General features: G+C 71.9%; 14 protein-coding genes and 2 tRNA genes. 5 read left to right on the forward strand and 11 right to left on the reverse strand.

Annotated features, from left to right (window positions below; all coding sequences use genetic code 11):
• Nucleotides 1-18: 18 nt before the first annotated feature.
• The 3 genes from ACIP4O_RS12050 to ACIP4O_RS12060 form a co-directional block, all read right to left on the reverse strand.
• Nucleotides 19-1,956: a galactose oxidase-like domain-containing protein gene (locus ACIP4O_RS12050; RefSeq protein ID WP_401574231.1), complete on the reverse strand. Its 1,938-nt coding sequence runs from the start codon at nucleotides 1,954-1,956 to the stop codon at nucleotides 19-21.
• A complete protein-coding gene (locus tag ACIP4O_RS12055) occupies nucleotides 1,953-3,926 on the reverse strand; it encodes a glycosyltransferase family 2 protein (RefSeq protein ID WP_401574233.1) in 1,974 nt (657 codons plus the stop codon). Before ACIP4O_RS12055 ends, ACIP4O_RS12050 begins: the two co-directional genes overlap by 4 nt.
• 499 nt (nucleotides 3,927-4,425) lie before the next feature.
• A tRNA-Lys gene (locus tag ACIP4O_RS12060) sits at nucleotides 4,426-4,499 on the reverse strand.
• Between the two features lie 181 nt (nucleotides 4,500-4,680).
• On the opposite strand from ACIP4O_RS12060, the gene ACIP4O_RS12065 reads away from it, so the two are divergent.
• Both ACIP4O_RS12065 and ACIP4O_RS12070 read left to right on the forward strand, forming a co-directional pair.
• Nucleotides 4,681-6,180 (forward strand): peptidoglycan-binding protein, encoded by a 1,500-nt coding sequence (locus ACIP4O_RS12065; RefSeq protein WP_401574235.1) that lies wholly within the window; start codon nucleotides 4,681-4,683, stop codon nucleotides 6,178-6,180.
• Entirely contained in the window at nucleotides 6,177-6,938 is a 762-nt protein-coding gene (locus ACIP4O_RS12070) for a hypothetical protein (RefSeq protein ID WP_401574237.1), read from the forward strand. Before ACIP4O_RS12065 ends, ACIP4O_RS12070 begins: the two co-directional genes overlap by 4 nt.
• A 46-nt stretch (nucleotides 6,939-6,984) precedes the next feature.
• On the opposite strand, the gene ACIP4O_RS12075 is transcribed toward ACIP4O_RS12070, so the two are convergent.
• From ACIP4O_RS12075 to ehuB, 6 genes are all read right to left on the reverse strand, one after another.
• Nucleotides 6,985-7,058: transfer RNA gene (locus ACIP4O_RS12075), tRNA-Lys, on the reverse strand.
• Nucleotides 7,059-7,146: 88 nt separating this feature from the next.
• Complete coding sequence (locus ACIP4O_RS12080) at nucleotides 7,147-7,869, reverse strand: IclR family transcriptional regulator (RefSeq protein ID WP_401574933.1); 723 nt, start codon at nucleotides 7,867-7,869, stop codon at nucleotides 7,147-7,149.
• Nucleotides 7,870-8,152: 283 nt separating this feature from the next.
• Nucleotides 8,153-9,046 carry an ectoine/hydroxyectoine ABC transporter ATP-binding protein EhuA gene (gene ehuA / locus ACIP4O_RS12085; protein WP_401574239.1) on the reverse strand — a complete coding sequence of 298 codons (894 nt, stop codon included), beginning with the start codon at nucleotides 9,044-9,046 and terminating at the stop codon, nucleotides 8,153-8,155.
• Nucleotides 9,036-9,677, reverse strand: a complete 642-nt coding sequence (gene ehuD / locus ACIP4O_RS12090) for an ectoine/hydroxyectoine ABC transporter permease subunit EhuD (protein ID WP_361332098.1) — start codon at nucleotides 9,675-9,677, stop codon at nucleotides 9,036-9,038. The genes ehuA and ehuD overlap by 11 nt, the downstream gene beginning before the upstream one ends.
• Complete coding sequence (ehuC, locus tag ACIP4O_RS12095) at nucleotides 9,674-10,408, reverse strand: ectoine/hydroxyectoine ABC transporter permease subunit EhuC (protein ID WP_401574241.1); 735 nt, start codon at nucleotides 10,406-10,408, stop codon at nucleotides 9,674-9,676. The genes ehuD and ehuC overlap by 4 nt, the downstream gene beginning before the upstream one ends.
• Before the next feature lie 69 nt (nucleotides 10,409-10,477).
• Complete coding sequence (ehuB, locus tag ACIP4O_RS12100; RefSeq protein ID WP_401574243.1) at nucleotides 10,478-11,380, reverse strand: ectoine/hydroxyectoine ABC transporter substrate-binding protein EhuB; 903 nt, start codon at nucleotides 11,378-11,380, stop codon at nucleotides 10,478-10,480.
• Nucleotides 11,381-11,728: 348 nt separating this feature from the next.
• Between ehuB and ACIP4O_RS12105 the strand changes: the two genes are divergently transcribed.
• Together ACIP4O_RS12105 and ACIP4O_RS12110 are read left to right on the forward strand one after the other, a co-directional pair.
• Complete coding sequence (locus ACIP4O_RS12105; RefSeq protein ID WP_361332093.1) at nucleotides 11,729-12,442, forward strand: decarboxylase; 714 nt, start codon at nucleotides 11,729-11,731, stop codon at nucleotides 12,440-12,442.
• A gap of 123 nt (nucleotides 12,443-12,565) precedes the next feature.
• The gene (locus tag ACIP4O_RS12110) at nucleotides 12,566-13,660 is read left to right on the forward strand and encodes an LLM class flavin-dependent oxidoreductase (protein ID WP_401574246.1); all 1,095 of its coding nucleotides are present in this window, start codon (nucleotides 12,566-12,568) and stop codon (nucleotides 13,658-13,660) included.
• 175 nt (nucleotides 13,661-13,835) lie between these two features.
• Here the strand turns inward: ACIP4O_RS12110 and ACIP4O_RS12115 are convergent, their stop codons facing one another.
• Nucleotides 13,836-14,672, reverse strand: a complete 837-nt coding sequence (locus tag ACIP4O_RS12115; protein ID WP_401574248.1) for a hypothetical protein — start codon at nucleotides 14,670-14,672, stop codon at nucleotides 13,836-13,838.
• A gap of 194 nt (nucleotides 14,673-14,866) precedes the next feature.
• On the opposite strand from ACIP4O_RS12115, the gene ACIP4O_RS12120 reads away from it, so the two are divergent.
• Complete coding sequence (locus ACIP4O_RS12120) at nucleotides 14,867-15,340, forward strand: carboxymuconolactone decarboxylase family protein (RefSeq protein ID WP_401574250.1); 474 nt, start codon at nucleotides 14,867-14,869, stop codon at nucleotides 15,338-15,340.
• A 46-nt stretch (nucleotides 15,341-15,386) separates the two neighbouring features.
• Here ACIP4O_RS12120 and ACIP4O_RS12125 read toward each other — a convergent pair whose 3' ends face one another.
• Nucleotides 15,387-16,136 (reverse strand): dienelactone hydrolase family protein, encoded by a 750-nt coding sequence (locus tag ACIP4O_RS12125; protein ID WP_401574253.1) that lies wholly within the window; start codon nucleotides 16,134-16,136, stop codon nucleotides 15,387-15,389.
• Nucleotides 16,137-16,173: the final 37 nt, after the last annotated feature.

Below are 16,173 nucleotides of genomic sequence, written 5' to 3' on the forward strand. Positions count from 1 at the left end.
ACTCACCCTCCCACCAAGCTACTTCACTTCGACCCAACGCGCCTTGCTCGGTGTCCCCCGGTCGTCCGTGACGAAGAGCATGTACCAGCCGCTCGGCACCAGGTTCCGGTTCCGCGGGATCGTCACCTCGATGCCGCTCGCACTCCGCTTCAGGCCGAGAGCCACCGAGCGCTGGTCGACGTCCGTCACGTGCGTCGAAGCGCTCGGGCGGATGAGGCGCGCGGTGCGGATCGAGGCCGCGTGCTTGCTCGGGTACGTCGCCGTCTCCCCGCGCTCGACGGCGGCCGGGCCCTTGCCGAGGCCCGGCCGCGCGCCTCGGTAGAGGTACGGCGGCGTGTAGACCTCCAGCCGCTGCTCGAAGGTGCCCGGCTTGCTGTTGGCCTTGTCCGCGTAGAGCGAGTCGGAGCCGAAGAAGAGGACGCGCCCGTCGGGGAGCAGGAGCGAGCCCGAGTGGTAGTTGCGGCCCACCTCGGGGTCGGCGACGCGGCGGAAGGTGTTCGTCCTCGTGTCGTACAGGCGCGCCTGGTGGATGTTGGAGTCGCCGCGCCCCCGGTAGTCCTCGGAGCCCCCCGAGACGAGCACGCTGTCGTCCGGCAGGACCGAGGTCTGCGGGTAGCGGGTGCCCTTCTCCAGTGAAGGCCCTTCGTGGAAGCGGGGGTTGGGAGCCTTGAGGTCGATGAGGCGCGTCTTCCTGCTCGACTGCGCGGACTCGCCGACGCCTCCGCCGCCGATCACGAGGTACTTCTCGTCCTGCGCGGGCGGCAGCAGCACGGTGCCCGAGGTCTCCATGCGGCCGGGATCGCTGAGTCCCCCGAGCGTGTCGAAACGGTTCGACGCCAGGTCCCAGATCCCCGGCTCGCGCCCTTGGTCAGCCGGCCCGTACCCGGCGTTGGAACCCGAGTAGAAGAGCCGCCCGTCCTGGAGCAGGAAGACCGCCGGGTACGTCGGGAACTGCCGTTCCTTCTTCGTGTACGTCCACGTGCGGGTCTTCGGGTCGAAGATCTCGTTCTTGCCGGGGACGAGCTGGCCGATGTCGTCGAGCCCGGACAGGGAGAGGACCTTGCCGTCCGAGAGGGTCGTCAGCGTCGGGTACCAGCGGGCCTCGTGCATCGGGTCGACCTTGATGTACTTCTCGGCCACCGGGTCGAACTCGAAGGCGTCGTCGATGCCCTGGAAGTCCTTCTTGTCGAGCGCGAGTTTCTCAGCGATCCCGTACACGTTGCGCCGGTCGTCGCCCTTGAGTCCTTCGACGCGGTAGTTGTCCTGCGAGCCCGTCTCGTACTTCCTGCCCTCCTTCTCGGCCTCGACGTAGATGCGGTCGAGGCCGGGCTCCGTGCGCAGGAACTTCCCCGTCCTCTTGTCGAAGACCTTCTTCGCCCGCTCGACGACGGCGGGGTCCTTCGCGACGAAGGTCTTGCCGGAGTCCTTGCCGGTGAACTTCGTGCCCGCCTTGATCGTCTTCGGCGCGTCGGGGTCCTCGTTGTGGACGATCATGAGGCCGCCGGCCTTCTTCACATCGCCCTTGAGCTTCTCGTACCGCTTGGTGCCCCCGGCGACGAGGAGATTGCCGTTGCCGAGCTGGGTGTGCCCGGTGCAGAAGAGGTCGTCGGGGGTCGGGACCTTCTTGATCGTGTTGGTCTCCGGGTCCCAGATCCGGGTGTCGTACTTCTTCGCGTCGAAGTTGTCCTGATTGTTCCCCGAACCGGCGATGAGCAGCACCTTGCCGGTGCGCAGGAGCGCGGCGTGGATCGTGTTCTGCCGGTACTCCTTCGGGAAGTTCAGGACGTCCCAGTGCCCGTTCCGCTCCTTGTACTCAGGTCTGTTGATCTCGTAGTGGTGGTACCGCTCGGAGCCGAAGCGGTACATCGCGGGCGCGTTCATCCCCGCGACCGCGATCACGACGACGGCCCCGACCCCGACCCGGCGCATCCGGCGCAGCTTGGCGCGGTCCGTCATGCCTCACGCCCCCCGATCCGCACGGCCGAGCTGTCGTCGTCCGCGACGGCCCACGAGGGCCGCGGGTCGCGCGCGGAGCTCCGGGGCCGCCCGGGGACGGCGGCGGGCGCGACGAGGGCGGTGGGCGGCGCGGGCGGTGGCGGTACGGGTACGGGGGCGCCCTCCCCGCTCGCGGCGCCCGTGCCCCCTACCGCCGCGTCCTCCGCCCCCTCGTGCCGCGGCGACCACCGCCACAGCAGGATCGGCGCCGCCGTGATGAGCAGCGCGAGCGAGGCCCAGACGATCATCGCCGGGTGGTGGTGGCCGAGCACGAAGGAGGCGCCGAGCGAGCCGCCGAAGACCGCGAGGAAGAAGAGATGGACGCGGAAGGTCCCGAGGAGCGTGTCCGGGCTCGCCGAGTCGCCCTTCGGCGTCACGACGAAGCGGCTCTTGCGGCGCAGCACCGCGTCCATGAGCGAACGCGCGTACAGCGGCGCCGACATGGCGGACATCGCCATGCCCGCGACCCCGCCGGAGCCCTCCGGCTCGTGCGGCGAGACGTTGTGCCGCCGGTTCCAGACGTACAGCCCGATCTGGAGCGCGGACGCGTTGCCGTAGAGCATGAGCCAGACGGACGGGTCGATATTGACGCCGGACGCCCCCAGTCCGAGGAACAGCGCGCAGGACAGCGCGGCCAGAATCCAGTTGAGCGCGGACATCGGGTAGAAGATGACCATCATCGTGTAGTTGAAGAAGCGCCCGAACGGCAGCGTGAACGGGGCCTTCCAGAACTGCTTGAGCAGCGTCTCGTACGTCCCGCGCGACCACCGCAGTTGCTGCGTGAAGAAGTCCGTCCAGGCGGCCGGGCCCTCGCCGACCGCGAGCACGTCGGGTGTGTAGACCGACTTCCACTTGCGGCCCGTGCGCGGGTTGCGGGCGCGGTGCATCTCGAAGCCCGTCGCCATGTCCTCGGTGATCGAGTCGTACAGCCCGCCGATCTGGCGCAGCGCCGCGATCCGTACGGCGTTCGAGGTGCCGACGAACATGGGGGCGCCGTAGGCGTTGCCCGCGCGCTGGATGAGCGCGTGGAAGAGGAACTGCTGCGATTCGGCGGCCTTGGTCACGAAGCTGTCGTAGTTGCCGTAGACCTGCGGGCCGATGACGAAGCCGACGTCCGGATCGCGGAAGTAACCGAGCATCCGCTCCAGGTAGTTGGGGAGCGGGACGTGGTCGGTGTCGACGGAGGCGAAGTAGTCGTAGTCGTCGCCGTGCGCGTCGAGCCAGGCGTTGTAGTTGCCGTGCTTCGTCTTCGCGCGGTGCGGGCCCTTCGGCTGGTTCCAGCGCGCGACGCCCTTGCGCGAGAAGTGCTTCACGCCGAGCCGCGCGCACACCTCCCTGACCTCCGGGTCGTCGCCCTCGTCGAGGAGCCACACGTGCAGGACCCCCCGGTGCCGGATGCGTACGGCCGCCTCCAGGGTCCGCGTCACCATCTCCAGCGGCTCCTTGCCGGGCACGAAGGAGGTGAGGAAGGCGACGCGCGTCCCGGTCTCGGGGACCACGGGCACGGGATCGCGGGCGACGAGGGTCGCGTGCGCGTTGGAGAGCACGTTGAGGCAGCGGAACAGCTCGATGAGCCCGATCGCGACGAGCATCACGACGTCGAGGACCGGCAGGAAGTCGTACGCGGGGTAGTCGCGCTCCGTCCAGTGCGCGGGCTGGAGCAGCCACACGAGGAGGCCGAGCGAGAGCACGGGCGCGGCGCAGAGCAGCAGCGCGGCCCGCAGCCGGTGCGTCTCCTGGCCGATCAGGCTCCGGTAGCGGACGCGGTAGGGGCGGGACGGGTCGGGTTCGGTGAGCGGTCCGGCGAGCCGGCTGTAGTGCTCGTAGTCGTAGCGGGGCAGCTCGCCGCGCAGTCCGCGGAAGGTGCCGGTCCTGGTCTGCTCCACTCTGAGCCGCGTCGTGCGCGCCGGATCGTCGCCGGTCGGCGTCATGAGTCATTCCCCCCGCACGCGGCCGCCGGGCCGCGTGGTCTCGTTCTCCCTCGCCCGCCGCGGCCCCCTCCGGCCGCCCCTGCGGGCGCGTGCTGTCGTCGGCCGGCTCGGCCGGGTGGGCTTCGCGAGCCGCTTCCGGCACGACAAAGGATGTTTTCTCCGGCGCGACGGCGGCGCGCGCTGCCCCTCCCGGCATGGCCCCCGTTCGTCCCGCGCCCCCCGCGACGACTCGAAAAGAGTTCTACGCCACCGGCCATGATCGCAAGGGCGAAACGATGTGTTTACCGTGCATATCCGCCAATCAGTACAACTGAACGGTTGACCGTCCGAACGGGTGTATGAGGGGCGCGGGGTATGGGGGATCGGAGTGCGGAAGGGGGTAGGGGTGCGCGCGGGGGCGTGCGGGGAGCGCGGGCGCGCTGATGGGTCTCGTACGGGAGTCGCCGCGTGTGCATGCGAAGAAGGCCCCCCGATCGCTCGGGGGGCCTTCTTCTGTCGGTGCGCCGCCAGGGACTCGAACCCCGGACCCGCTGATTAAGAGTCAGCTGCTCTAACCAACTGAGCTAGCGGCGCCTGCTGACATCGGGAACTTTACCCGATGCCCGGGGGTGCTCCCAACCCGCGGGGAGTGAGCGGCCGCACGCCCGTGACCGGGGGCGATGCGGCATTCGAGTCGTCAACATGCGGGCCCGCCACGGCGTTGGGAAACTGACGTCTGTACACATTTCCCCCGCTTTGTCCCAGAGGGTGTGACGTGAATCTCATCACCGGTCCCGTCTTCGAGGAGTTCCAGCCAGGCGCGGCCTGCCCGTGCCCCGGGTGCGCCGCCGAGCGCGCCCCCGCCGCTCTCACCGGCTCGCCGCGGCGTCGCGGGCGTACGGGGGCGTCCGGCGTACGGGCCGTGCTCGCCGTAGCCGCCGCCGCGACCTCCGTGCTCGGAGCCGCCCCCCTCGCGCCCCCGGCCTTCGCGGCCCCGGAGCCCCCGGGCGTCGCGGCCCACGACGCGCGCCCCGGTGCGGAGGGTGCCCGCGATGCGAACGGCGCGTACGGGCCGGGGGCGCCGCAGGCCCCCGCCGTACGGCGCGAGGCGACGGGCCCGGACGAGGCGAAGGCGCGGCGGGAAGCCGCAGGGACCAGGGACGGGGCGGCGGGTGCCCCGGCGTTGGGGCGCGGGGCGACGGGCCCGGACGAGGCGAAGGCGCGGCGTGAGGCCGCGGGGACCAGGGACGGGGCGGCGGGTGCCCCGGCGTTGGGGCGCGGGGCGACGGGCGCCGCCGAGGCGCAGGCGCGGCGGGAGGCCGGCTTCGCGACGGCGCCGCGCGAGGCGAAGCGAGAAGGCGGGACGACCGCCACCCGTCCCGCTCCCCGTTCCGCCACCCGTCCCTCCCCCCGTTCCGCCGCACCCGTCCGCCCCGCCGCCGCGCCCCGCGAGCCCTCGGCCACCCAGGAGGGCGAACATCCCGGCGGCTCCGAGGACCCGGACGACCCGTCCGAGGGGCCCCGGACCCCGCAGGGCAGCACCGAGCCGCTGCACACGGGGGGCGACGGCACAGCGGTCTCGCCCGGCACCGTCACGCGCGAGGAGATCATCGACCGGGCCCGTACGTGGCTCGACGCGAAGGTCCCGTACAGCATGAGCGAGTACCGCTCGGACGGGTACAGGCAGGACTGCTCGGGCTTCGTCTCCATGGCCTGGGACCTGCGCTCCAACCAGTGGACCGGCTCTCTCGCCTCCTTCGGCGAGCGCATCACGAAGGACGAGCTGGAGCCCGGGGACATGCTCCTCTTCCACAACGCGGCAAACCCCCAGGACGGCTCGCACGTCACGCTCTTCGGCGGCTGGGCGGACGCCGCGCACACGAAGTACACGGCGTACGAGCAGACGCCCCCGCACACGCGGAGCCGGACCACGCCGTACGCGTACTGGACCAACTCCTCGCAGTACGTCCCGTACCGCGCGAAGAACCTCGCGAGCGGCAGCGGGGGCCCCGAGTCGAGCGCCTTCCCCGGCACCGCCGCCTTCGGACCCGGCAAGGCGGGGGCGCGGGTGACGCGGCTCGGCGAGTTGCTCGTCGCGCGTGGCGCCGGCCGGTACTACCGGGTCGGCCCCGGCCCGCGCTGGACCGAGGCCGACCGCCGCGCCACCGCCGCCTTCCAGCGCGCGCAGGGCTGGCGCGGCGCGGGCGCGGACGGCATCCCGGGGCCGCTGACGTGGGCGTACCTCCTGGGCGGCAGAGGCGGGGACGTGCGATGACGACGCCACCGGCCGTACCGGCGGCGCGCGAGGACACGACCCCGTCCACCCCCGCGCCGCGCCCCGCCGTGCCCGAGGAGCGGCCCGCGCGCACGCTCCCGGGCTGGAGCGCTCTCCTCGTCGCCGCGCTCGCGGGCGCGGTCGCGCTCGCCGCGCTCGGACGGGTCGCCGCCACGGGCTCCTGGCCGGCGACGGCGCTCGTGCTCGGCTGCGGACTGCTCGCGGTGTACGCGGGGGCCGGGGTGCAGCGGGTCCGCCCCGGCACGGCCCACGTCCTGACGCTCGCGGGGCGCTACCGGGGGACGGTGCGGCGCACGGGGCTCGTGTGGGCCGACCCGCTGCCGCGCCGCGTCCCGGTGGACCTCGCGCTGCGGCACTGGCGCGGGGGGCCCTTCGCGGTGGGTGAGGGCGAGCGGGTCTCCCTGCTCGTCGTGTGGCAGGTCGCCGCCCCCGCCCGCGCCGCCTTCGCGGTCGAGAACGCGGCGGACTACCTGTGCGACGCGGTCGAGTCCGCCGCAGGGGCGGTACGGGACGAGGCGGCGCTCACCGCGCGGGTCGCCGTCGACGCGGCGACCGTGGGCCTCAAGGTCCACACCGTCCGCCCCCTGCACACCGAACCCGCCCCGCACGTGGCCTTGCTGGACGCGGTGGAACGGACGGTGACGGGGCTCACGGAGCGGGGGCTGCTGGGGGACGATCCCTCGGAGAGGCGCGCGATGGTGCGGGCGCTGACGGTGGCGCTGGCGACGAAGCCCTGAGCACGAGGAAAGCCCCCCGAGTGATCGGGGGGCTTTCCTCTGTCGGTGCGCCGCCAGGGACTCGAACCCCGGACCCGCTGATTAAGAGTCAGCTGCTCTAACCAACTGAGCTAGCGGCGCCTGCTGACTCGGAAATCATACCCAAGGTTTCGGGGTGCTGCCGACCACCCGGGGCTGCCACCCGGAGCTGCCGCCCTGGACGTACGGATCAGATCGTCAGGGAGAGCAGGACGGGGGTCGAGCCCCTGCTCAGCGCGGCGGCCGCCGCGTGGAGGCGGTGGGCGTGCCGGGCGGGGAGGGAGAGGGCGAGGCAGCCGACCGTCGGGCCCGTGCTCATCGGGACCGCCGCGCACACCGTGCCGACCGCGTACTCCTGCACGTCGAGCACGGGCACGACAGGCGTCTGCGCCTCCAGCCTGCTGAAGAGGGCGCGGGTGTCGGTGATGGTGCGGGCGGTGAAGCGGGCCGGGCGATGGCGCGAGAGGTGCTCGCGGCGGGCGTCGGGGCCGAGCTGGGAGAGGAGCGCCTTGCCGACCGCGCTCGCGTGGCCCGTCGAGCGGAAGTCGACCCACTCGTGGACGCGCGGGGTCTCGGGGGCGTCGGCGACGCTCGTGACGGTGATCTCGCCGTCCACGTAGCGGCCCACGTACACGGCGGCGTTCACCTCCTCGCGCAGCCGGTCCAGGAGCCCCTGGAGGTGGCCGCGGATCGCGAACTCGCTGTTGAGCGAGGAGCCGCCGAGCAGCGAGAGCGACTCGCCCGTCACGTAGCCGCCGTCGTCGAGCCGGCGCGCGTAGCCCTGGCCGCACAGCATCGCGAGGAGCGCGCCGAGCCGGTCCGCGTCGAGTCCCGTCTCGGCGGTCAGCTCGGCGGTGCGGGCACCGCCCGCGCGGCGCGAGAGCGCTTCGAGCACCCGCAGGGCGTCCTGCACCGACTGCTGGGCGCGGGTCCTGGGCGGTACGGAGGTCGAAGGCACGGTGTCCCCCTGGCGGCGGCGTGGTGGGCCGGTCGAATCCCGACTGCCGTCACGATAGTGCGGTGGGGGCGCGCGGGGGTGGTACTTGGGAGGATTGGGAGCTTGTCACGGTACGGGGCGGCCGTGGGCTGGGGATATGGCCGGGGCATATGCCGAGAGAGGGGCCGCCGAGCCCGAAGGCCGGGAGACCCCTCCCAGGACGATCCGGGGCCGGGATGAAGACGGTCCCCGCGCGGGATCAGAGCACGGCGCGCAGGAACTCCCGCGTCCGCTCCTCCCTCGGCTCGCCGAAGATCAGCGACGGCGGCCCCGACTCCACGATGCGGCCGGCGTCGAACATGAGCACGCGGTCGGAGATGTCGCGGGCGAAGCTCATCTCGTGGGTCACGCACAGCAGCGTGATGTCGGTCGTACGGGCGATGTCCCGCAGGACGTCGAGCACGCCCGCCACCAGCTCCGGGTCCAGCGCCGAGGTGACCTCGTCCAGGAGCAGGATGTCCGGCTTCATCGCGAGCGCGCGGGCGATCGCCACGCGCTGCTGCTGCCCGCCGGAGAGCTGCGTCGGGTGCGCCTCGGCCTTGTCGCCGAGCCCCACGAGGTCGAGCAGCTCGCGGGCGCGCGCCTCCGCCTCCGGCTTCGGCACGCCGAGCGCCGTGACGGGCGCCTCGGTGATGTTCCGCAGCACGTTCATGTTCGGGAAGAGGTTGAACTGCTGGAAGACCATGCCGATCTTCTTGCGCGCCTGGCGCTGGTACTTCTCGGACGCGGGCCTCAGCGAGCCGTCCGCCTTGCGCTCGTGGCTCAGCGGCTCCCCGCCGACCCACACCACGCCCTCGCTCACCTGCTCCAGGGTCATCAGGAGCCGCAGGATCGTCGTCTTGCCCGAGCCGGAGGGCCCGATGAGCGTGACGTGCTCGCCCTTGCGGACGGAGAAGTCGAGGTGGTCGAGGACGGTGTTGTCGCCGAAGCGCTTGACCACCTTGTCGAAACGGATCAGCTCGGCGGTCGTGGCCCCCGTGTCCGTCTTGTCGAGCGGCCCCGTCCCGGTACGGGCGGGCGGTACGGGGCTCTGGTCGGCCGCCTGGGCGGGAGTCGGCTCCGTGGGGGTCGGCTGCGCGGGTTCAGTGGCCAAGGCGTTTCTCCAGCTTTCTCATCAGCAGCGACGTCGGGTAGCTCGCCACCAGGAAGATCAGTCCCGCGAGGGTGAAGACCTCCGCGTAAGCGAAGTGGTCGGAGCCGTACTCGCGGGCGTGCAGGACCATGTCGCCCACCGTGATCACGGCGAGGTACGGGGTCTCCTTGAACATGGCGATGGCGTAGTTGCCGAGCGCCGGGAGGACGTTGCGGACCGCCTGCGGCAGCACGACGGCGCCCCACGTGCGCCCGGGCGAGAGCGACAGCGCGCGGGCCGCCTCCCACTGCCCCTTCGGCACCGCGTCGATCCCGGCGCGGTACGCCTCGCCCATGTACGTGGCGTAGTGGACGCCGAGCACGAGGATGCCGAGCGTGAGCGGGTCCACCGAGCCGAAGAAGGTGTACACGCCGACGAGTTGTACGAGCAGCGGCGTCGAGCGGATGAACTCGGTGACCGCCTTCACGGGCAGCCGCACCCAGGCCGGGCCCCGGCTCGCCATCGCGACGAGCAGGCCGAGCACGGCGGCGACGAGCGAGCCGAGCACGGTGGCGAGCAGCGTCGTCCAGAAGCCGTCGAGCAGGAGCGGGAACGAGTCGGAGACCGCGTCCCATTTCCATTCGTAGTTCACTTGGCACTCCCGCCCGCGAGAGCCGGTTCCGCGCTGCGGCTGCGCAGCACACCGCGCGCGCCCTCGTGCTGCCCGAGCCGCTTCTTCGCGGCGCGCTCCAGCGCGTTCATGCCGAGCGTGAGCAGGTAGGCGAGGACGAAGTAGATGACGAGGAGCGTGAGGTACGCGGGCGCGGTGGCCCCCGTGCGGTCACGCATCTGCTGCACGACCGCCGTGATGTCCACGGCGGTGATGAGCCAGAGCAGCGGGGTCGCCTTGAGCAGCATGATGAGCAGCGAGGTGAACGAGGGGATCATCTGCACCCACGCCTGCGGCAGGATCACCTTCCGCATCCGTTGCGCGGGCGAGAAGTTGAGCGCCACGGCCGCCTCGAACTGCGCGCGCGGCACGGCGTTGAGCGCCCCGCGCACCACCTCGGAGCCGTACGCCCCGTAGTTGATGCCGAAGGCGACGACGCCGCAGAAGAGCGGATTGAGCTGGTAGCCGGTGAGCAGCGGCAGCGCGTAGAAGAGCCAGAAGACCTGCACGTACAGCGAGGTCCCCCGGAAGAACTCCACGATGACCCGCGAAATGCCGCGCACCAGCAGGTGCCCGCTGTTCGCCATGAAGCCGAAGACGAAGGAGAGCGCGAAGGCGACGAGCGCGCCGAGCACGGTCGCCTGCACCGTCACCCACAGTCCGGAACCGACGTCGTCGAGGCTGTCGAAGAAGAGGGAGAAGAAGTCACCCATGGATCAGGGCCTTTGTCCGGGCCGCACGCCACCGCTCCTCGACGGCGCGCGGGGTCGGTACGGGGAAGCTCACGCCTTGCACAGCGTCGCCGTCCGCAGGTTCGCCGGGGGCACCTCGCTGGCGCCGAAGCCGTAGGGCTTGAGCAGCCGCACGAACTCCGTCTCGTCCGAAGTGATCTTCTTCAGCTCCTTGTTGAACGCGTCGCGCAGTTCCTCGCTGCCCTTGCGGAAGACCGCGCCGCCCGGCGAGTACTGCTTCTTGCCGTCGAGTTCGGGCACGAAGGGCGCGACGACCTCCAGGCCCGGGTTGTTCTTGACCAGCCAGCGCAGCGAGATCCCGGTGAGCACGAAGGCGTCCACGCGGCCCGACTTGACCGCGTCCGCGCCGTCCTGCTGCTTCTGCAGCGACTTGATCTTGCCGCCGGATATGCCCGCGCCCTCCACGTAACTCTTCTCCACCGCACCGGACATGACGCCGAGCGTCGCCCCGGAAGCCTTCGCGGACGCGAGGTCGGTGAGCTTCTTCGGATTGCCCTTCTTGACGAGCATCGCGGTCGGCGAGATGAACTCCGGCTCGGAGAACAGGGCGTTCTCGCAGCGCTCCGGGGTGATCGCCATGCCCGCGCTGATCACGTCGTACTTACCGGCCTGGAGGCCCGGGATGAGCCCGTCGAACTCCGTGAACGTCGGCCGCAGTTCGGGCACACCGAGCGCCTTGAAGATCGCGGCGTGCAGCGTCGGGGCCTCGCCCTTCAGCTTGCCGTCCTCCTTGTACCCGTACGGAGCCTCGTTGGCGTACGCGACCTTCACGTAGCCCTGCTTCTTCAGCTTGGCGAGACCCGTCTCGCCCCCCGAGCCGCCCGAGTCCGTCTTGCTGCACGCGGCGAGGAAACCGGACACCGTCAGTGCGCCTCCGACCGCCGCCGTGCGGGTCAGAAAGCCCCGGCGGGACAGATGAGGGAACTCGGCCATGGTGTGTTACCTCCGCGTCGTACAGCGCATGGATACAGCGCATGGATACGAGGGGGTCGCCTTCCCGAGCGGTCAGAACTATGCGGATGCCCTGGCGGCTGTGATGCGATGGTGGCCTGAGGGTGACCTTCCTGTTGTCATACAAGGGAGATTTGTGGATCTTCCGCTCGTCGCGGCCTCGCCGTGCGTGCCGCCCCGGTCCGCGCGACCCTGGAGGCGAGGCCGGAGAAGTCCGGTACGGGCACGTGTGGCGGGCGGTGAGCGGGCAGACGCACACAGGTAAGGCGAAGGCCCGTACCCCCTGGGCGGGGGGTACGTACCCGTATCCGTACCCAAGGGAGCAGTGACGTGACCGCACTCGGCTTTCTCTATCCCGGCCACGCGGCGGAGGACGACTACCCGCGCATCGAGCAGACGCTCGCGAGCGACATCCGGCTGCCGCTCGTGCACGTCCCCGCGCGCGGCGGCGAGGCGGGCTGGCCGGGCGAGGAACTCGCCGGGGAGGCCGCCGAGGAGCTGCGACTCTCGGGCGCCGAGGCCGTCGTCTGGGCCTCGACGCTCGGCAGCGCGAGCGGCGGCCCCGACGAGGCCGTACGGCAGGCCGACCGGCTCGCCAAGGACGCGGGCGCCCCCGCCTCAGGCACGGCCGCCGCCTTCGTGAACGCCGCGAGCGAACTCGGCATGAAGCGCGTATCCCTCGCGACGCCGTACGGCGAGGCCCAGACCGAGACCCTCGCCGCCTACCTGCGCGCCGCCGGTTTCGAGGTCGTACGGGCCGTCGCGGGCGGCCCCGCGAGCCCCACCGAGGCCGCCGCCTGGGACGCGGAGGCGCAGGCGAGGCTCGTACGGGAAGCGGCGGAACCCGGCCCGGACGGCGTCCTGCTCGCCTGCACGGCCCTGCGCACCGCCGCGCACATCCCGCAACTGGAGCTCGCCGCCGGGCGCCCCGTCCTCACCGCGAACCAGGTGAGCGTCTGGGAGGCGCTGCGGCTCGCGGAGCGGCGGGTGCGGGAACCGGCGCTCGGCACGCTCTTCACCGTGCAGCCGCCCGTGGTGGGGTGAGCGGCGCGGGGGCGGGATGAGCCTGGCGGGGTGGGTGCCGGGACCGCCCGGGGAATAACCGGCGGGGCCCTCCTGTTGTGCGGCGGAGTATCCGCAGTACCGCACGACCTGGAGGCATGACCGGTGGACGACGTGGACGAGATCCGAGGCACCGCGCAGGGGAGCGCCCCCGTACCGCTCTCCGTACTCGACCTGGTCACCGTCGGTGCCGGGCACACCGCGAGCGAGGCCCTGGCCACCGGCGTGCGGATCGCGAAGACGGCCGAGCGGCTCGGCTACCACCGCTACTGGGTCGCCGAGCACCACTCGATGCCCGGCATCGCCTCCTCCTCACCCGCTGTGATCCTCTCCCACCTCGCCGCCCACACCGAGCGCATCCGCCTCGGCTCGGGCGGCGTCATGCTGCCCAACCACGCGCCGCTCGTCATCGCGGAGCAGTTCGGCACCCTGGAGGCGCTCGCCCCCCGTCGCGTGGACCTCGGCCTCGGCCGCGCCCCGGGCACGGACGGCGCGACCGCGCAGGCGCTGCGCCGCACCGAACGCCCCGGCGAGGGCGCGGACGACTTCCCCGCGCAGGTCGCCGAGCTGGCCCGTTTCCTCGACGACGACTTCCCCGACGGCCACCCCTACCGCCGTATCCACGCGATCCCCGGACCCGTCCAGGCGACCTCGCCCGGCGGTGTGCAGTCCCCGCACCGCCCGCCGCTGTGGCTCCTCGGCTCCTCCGGCTTCAGCGCGCAGCTGGCCGCGATGCTCGGCCTGCCCTTCGCCTTCGCGCACCACTTCGCCGCGCAGAACACGATCCCGGCGCTCGACCTCTACCGCGAGAACTTCCGCCCCTCGGCCGTCCTCGACGAGCCGTACGCCCTGATCGGCGTCGCCGCCCTCGCCGCCGACGACGAGCGCGAGGCCCGCCGGCAGGTCATGACGGGCGCGCTGAGCATGCTCCGCCTGCGCACGGGCCGCCCCGGCCTCGTCCCGACGCCGGAGGAGGCGGAGGCGCACGAGTGGTCCCCCATGGAGGAGGAATTCGTGAACGGCTGGCTCGCGAACATCGTCCACGGCACCCCGGACGCGGTCCGCGAGGGCCTCGACGACCTCCAGAAGCGCACGGGTGCCGACGAACTGATGCTCACGGCGAACGCCCACGGCGGCGAGGCGCGGCTGCGGTCTTATGAACTGATCGCGGGAGCGTATGGGTTCGGGGGCGGGGAGTAGGGGGCGCTCGTGCGTATGGGGTCGGGGGCGCGTGTAACGGGTGTGGTGTTACGCGTAGGAGGCCCGACTCGCGTGTAACGGGTGCGGTGTTACGCGTACGGCCCGTCTGCCCGCGTACCGGGCGGGCGGGCCCTCGCTTCACCCCGGGGAAAGGGGCTCGCGGGTGGGTGAGTACTCACTCACCTGTGAGAGGGGTCCCTCGCACCGCGTCCGGGCTCTGTCCGGTGCCCACCACGAAGAACCCCTCGCCTTCGGCCACCACCGGACGAGGCTTCGCCAGCTCCAGTCCGGCGAGGTGGGTCCGCAGCCGCTTGGCCATCGGCCGGAACGTCGCGAAGGTGAGCCCGCCCGAGAGGGCCGCGCCCACGAGCGGGATGGCCTTCGACACGCTCTTGGCGAAGGTCTGCTTCGTCATCTCCGCACCGAGATGGGTGGCCACCTTCTTGACGACGGGATAGACGACCCCGTGCGTGAGCGCCTTCTGCGGAAGCTTCTTCGCCACCTGCTCGGCCATCATCGTCGCGACCTTCCCCACGGCGACGTTCGCCGAATGGGTGCCGACCATCACGCCGAAGAAGAGCGTGAGAACTCCCCTGGTCGCGTCGTCGATGTCCTTGCCGTCCCCCGAGAAGAGGTCGGGCCAGCTGTAGAGGTAGGCGAGCTTCTGCGCCACGCGCAACATGTGACCGAAGTACTGCGCCAGGTCGGCCGGCACGGTCGCGGGGAGAGCGATGAAGCCGGGTATCCCGGCGGCGGCGGAGAGCGTACTCACCTTCGCCGTCTCGTAGCCGACGGCGGCCTTGGCGGCCTTCTCCAGCACGTCGTCCGGGATGCCCGCCGCGGCCGGCGTCTCGTCGATCGCGATCCGGATCTGCTCCTCGGAGCACGAACGGGACAGCGCCGTGCGCAGGTACGCCGCCCTGTCTATGTGCACACCGGGGAGCCGGGCCGCCGCCATCAGTACCGCGCCAAAGCGTGATTCCGGGTTCTCTGTCAGCTCAGTCACGGTCATGGGGGGGAATGTACAGCAGCCGACTACTTTCCCGATCTGCTGTTCCTGGCCTGGTTGTTGGGACTTTCACCCCCCGGTACGGCTCGGGGGCGGGCGGCCCCGCGAAACGTCCGCCGCCGCTGTCACACTCTCGCGCGCTGCCCGGTCAAAGGGGGGAGAGCACGATACGGACCCAGAATCTCAGGGGGCACGACATGGACGCGCGACTCAATGTGTTCGGCAACGCGGTGGCCGGGAAGGTCGCCGGGCTGCTCGCCAGGACCGGGCCGGTCATCGACGGCAGTGGGCTGCCGGCCGCGACGGGCGAGCTGGTGAAGATCAGGGCCAGCCAGATCAACGGCTGCGGGTTCTGCCTGGACATGCACACGAAGGACGCCCTCGCCGCCGGGGAGACGCAACCGCGTCTCAACCTCGTCGCCGTGTGGCGCGAGGCGACCGTCTTCACCGAGGCCGAGCGCGCGGCGCTCGCGCTCACCGAGGAGGGCACCCGGATCGCGGACGGCGCCGGCGGCGTCCCGGACGAGGTGTGGGCCGAGGCCGCCAAGCACTACGACGAGCAGCAGATCAGCGGCCTCGTCGCCCTCATCGCGATCATCAACGCCTACAACCGCATGAACGTCATCACGCGCCAGCCGGCGGGCGACTACCAGCCGGGCCAGTTCGGCTGAGCGGGACGGACGGGGCCCGTACGCGCGACGGGCCCCGTCCGCGCCCTCAGGCGGCCGGGGGGCCGAGGTGGCGGACCAGGAACCGGACGTCGTCGTCGAGTTCGTACTCCTCGGGTGGCGCGGAGTGCGTGCCGGGGCGGGCGTGCAGGGCCTTGTCGGCGGAGCCGATGGCCTCGAAGAGGCTGAGGCCGTCGGCCCTCGGCACGCGTTCGTCGTCCCACCGCAGGAGGAAGCGCACCGGCACGGAGACGCGCGCCGCCTCAGCCGCGTTGGCGGCGGCCCCGCCGAGCCCCAGCACCGCTGCCCGCACCCGGGGTTCGGCCGCGACGAAAGGCACGCCGAGACCGCAGCCCAGCGAGACGCCCCAGTAACCGGCCGCCCGTTCGCCCACGTACGGCAGTTCCCGCACGGCGTCGAGCACGGCACGCCACTCGGGCACGGTCTGCCGCGCCACGAGGGCCTGGAACTCCGCGATGAGCGGCGCGAGTTCGGCACCCTCGGCGACGCGCCGCTGATTGGCGCGCGCGAGGTCGTCGTACACCGGGTCGACCGGCCGCTCCCCGTGCCCCGGCACGTCGACGCACACGGCGGCGTACCCCGCCCGGCGCACGAGGCGCCTCGCCAACTCCCGTATCTCCGGTGCGGTCTTGTGCCGGCCACCCCCGTGTCCGAGGAACACGAGCGGCCTGGGCCCGGCCGCTCCCTCGGGGGTCCACAGCCCTCCGGGAACCTCAGCGACCGAGAAGAACTGTTCGCGCACGCCCTCTTGGGCAGTCGCGGAAGAAAGGAAACGCATGGCAAGCCATCCTCACGGGCTCACGCGGGCGCTTCCC

Source organism: Streptomyces sp. NPDC088923 (assembly GCF_044749745.1).
Classification (GTDB): Bacteria; Actinomycetota; Actinomycetes; order Streptomycetales; family Streptomycetaceae; genus Streptomyces.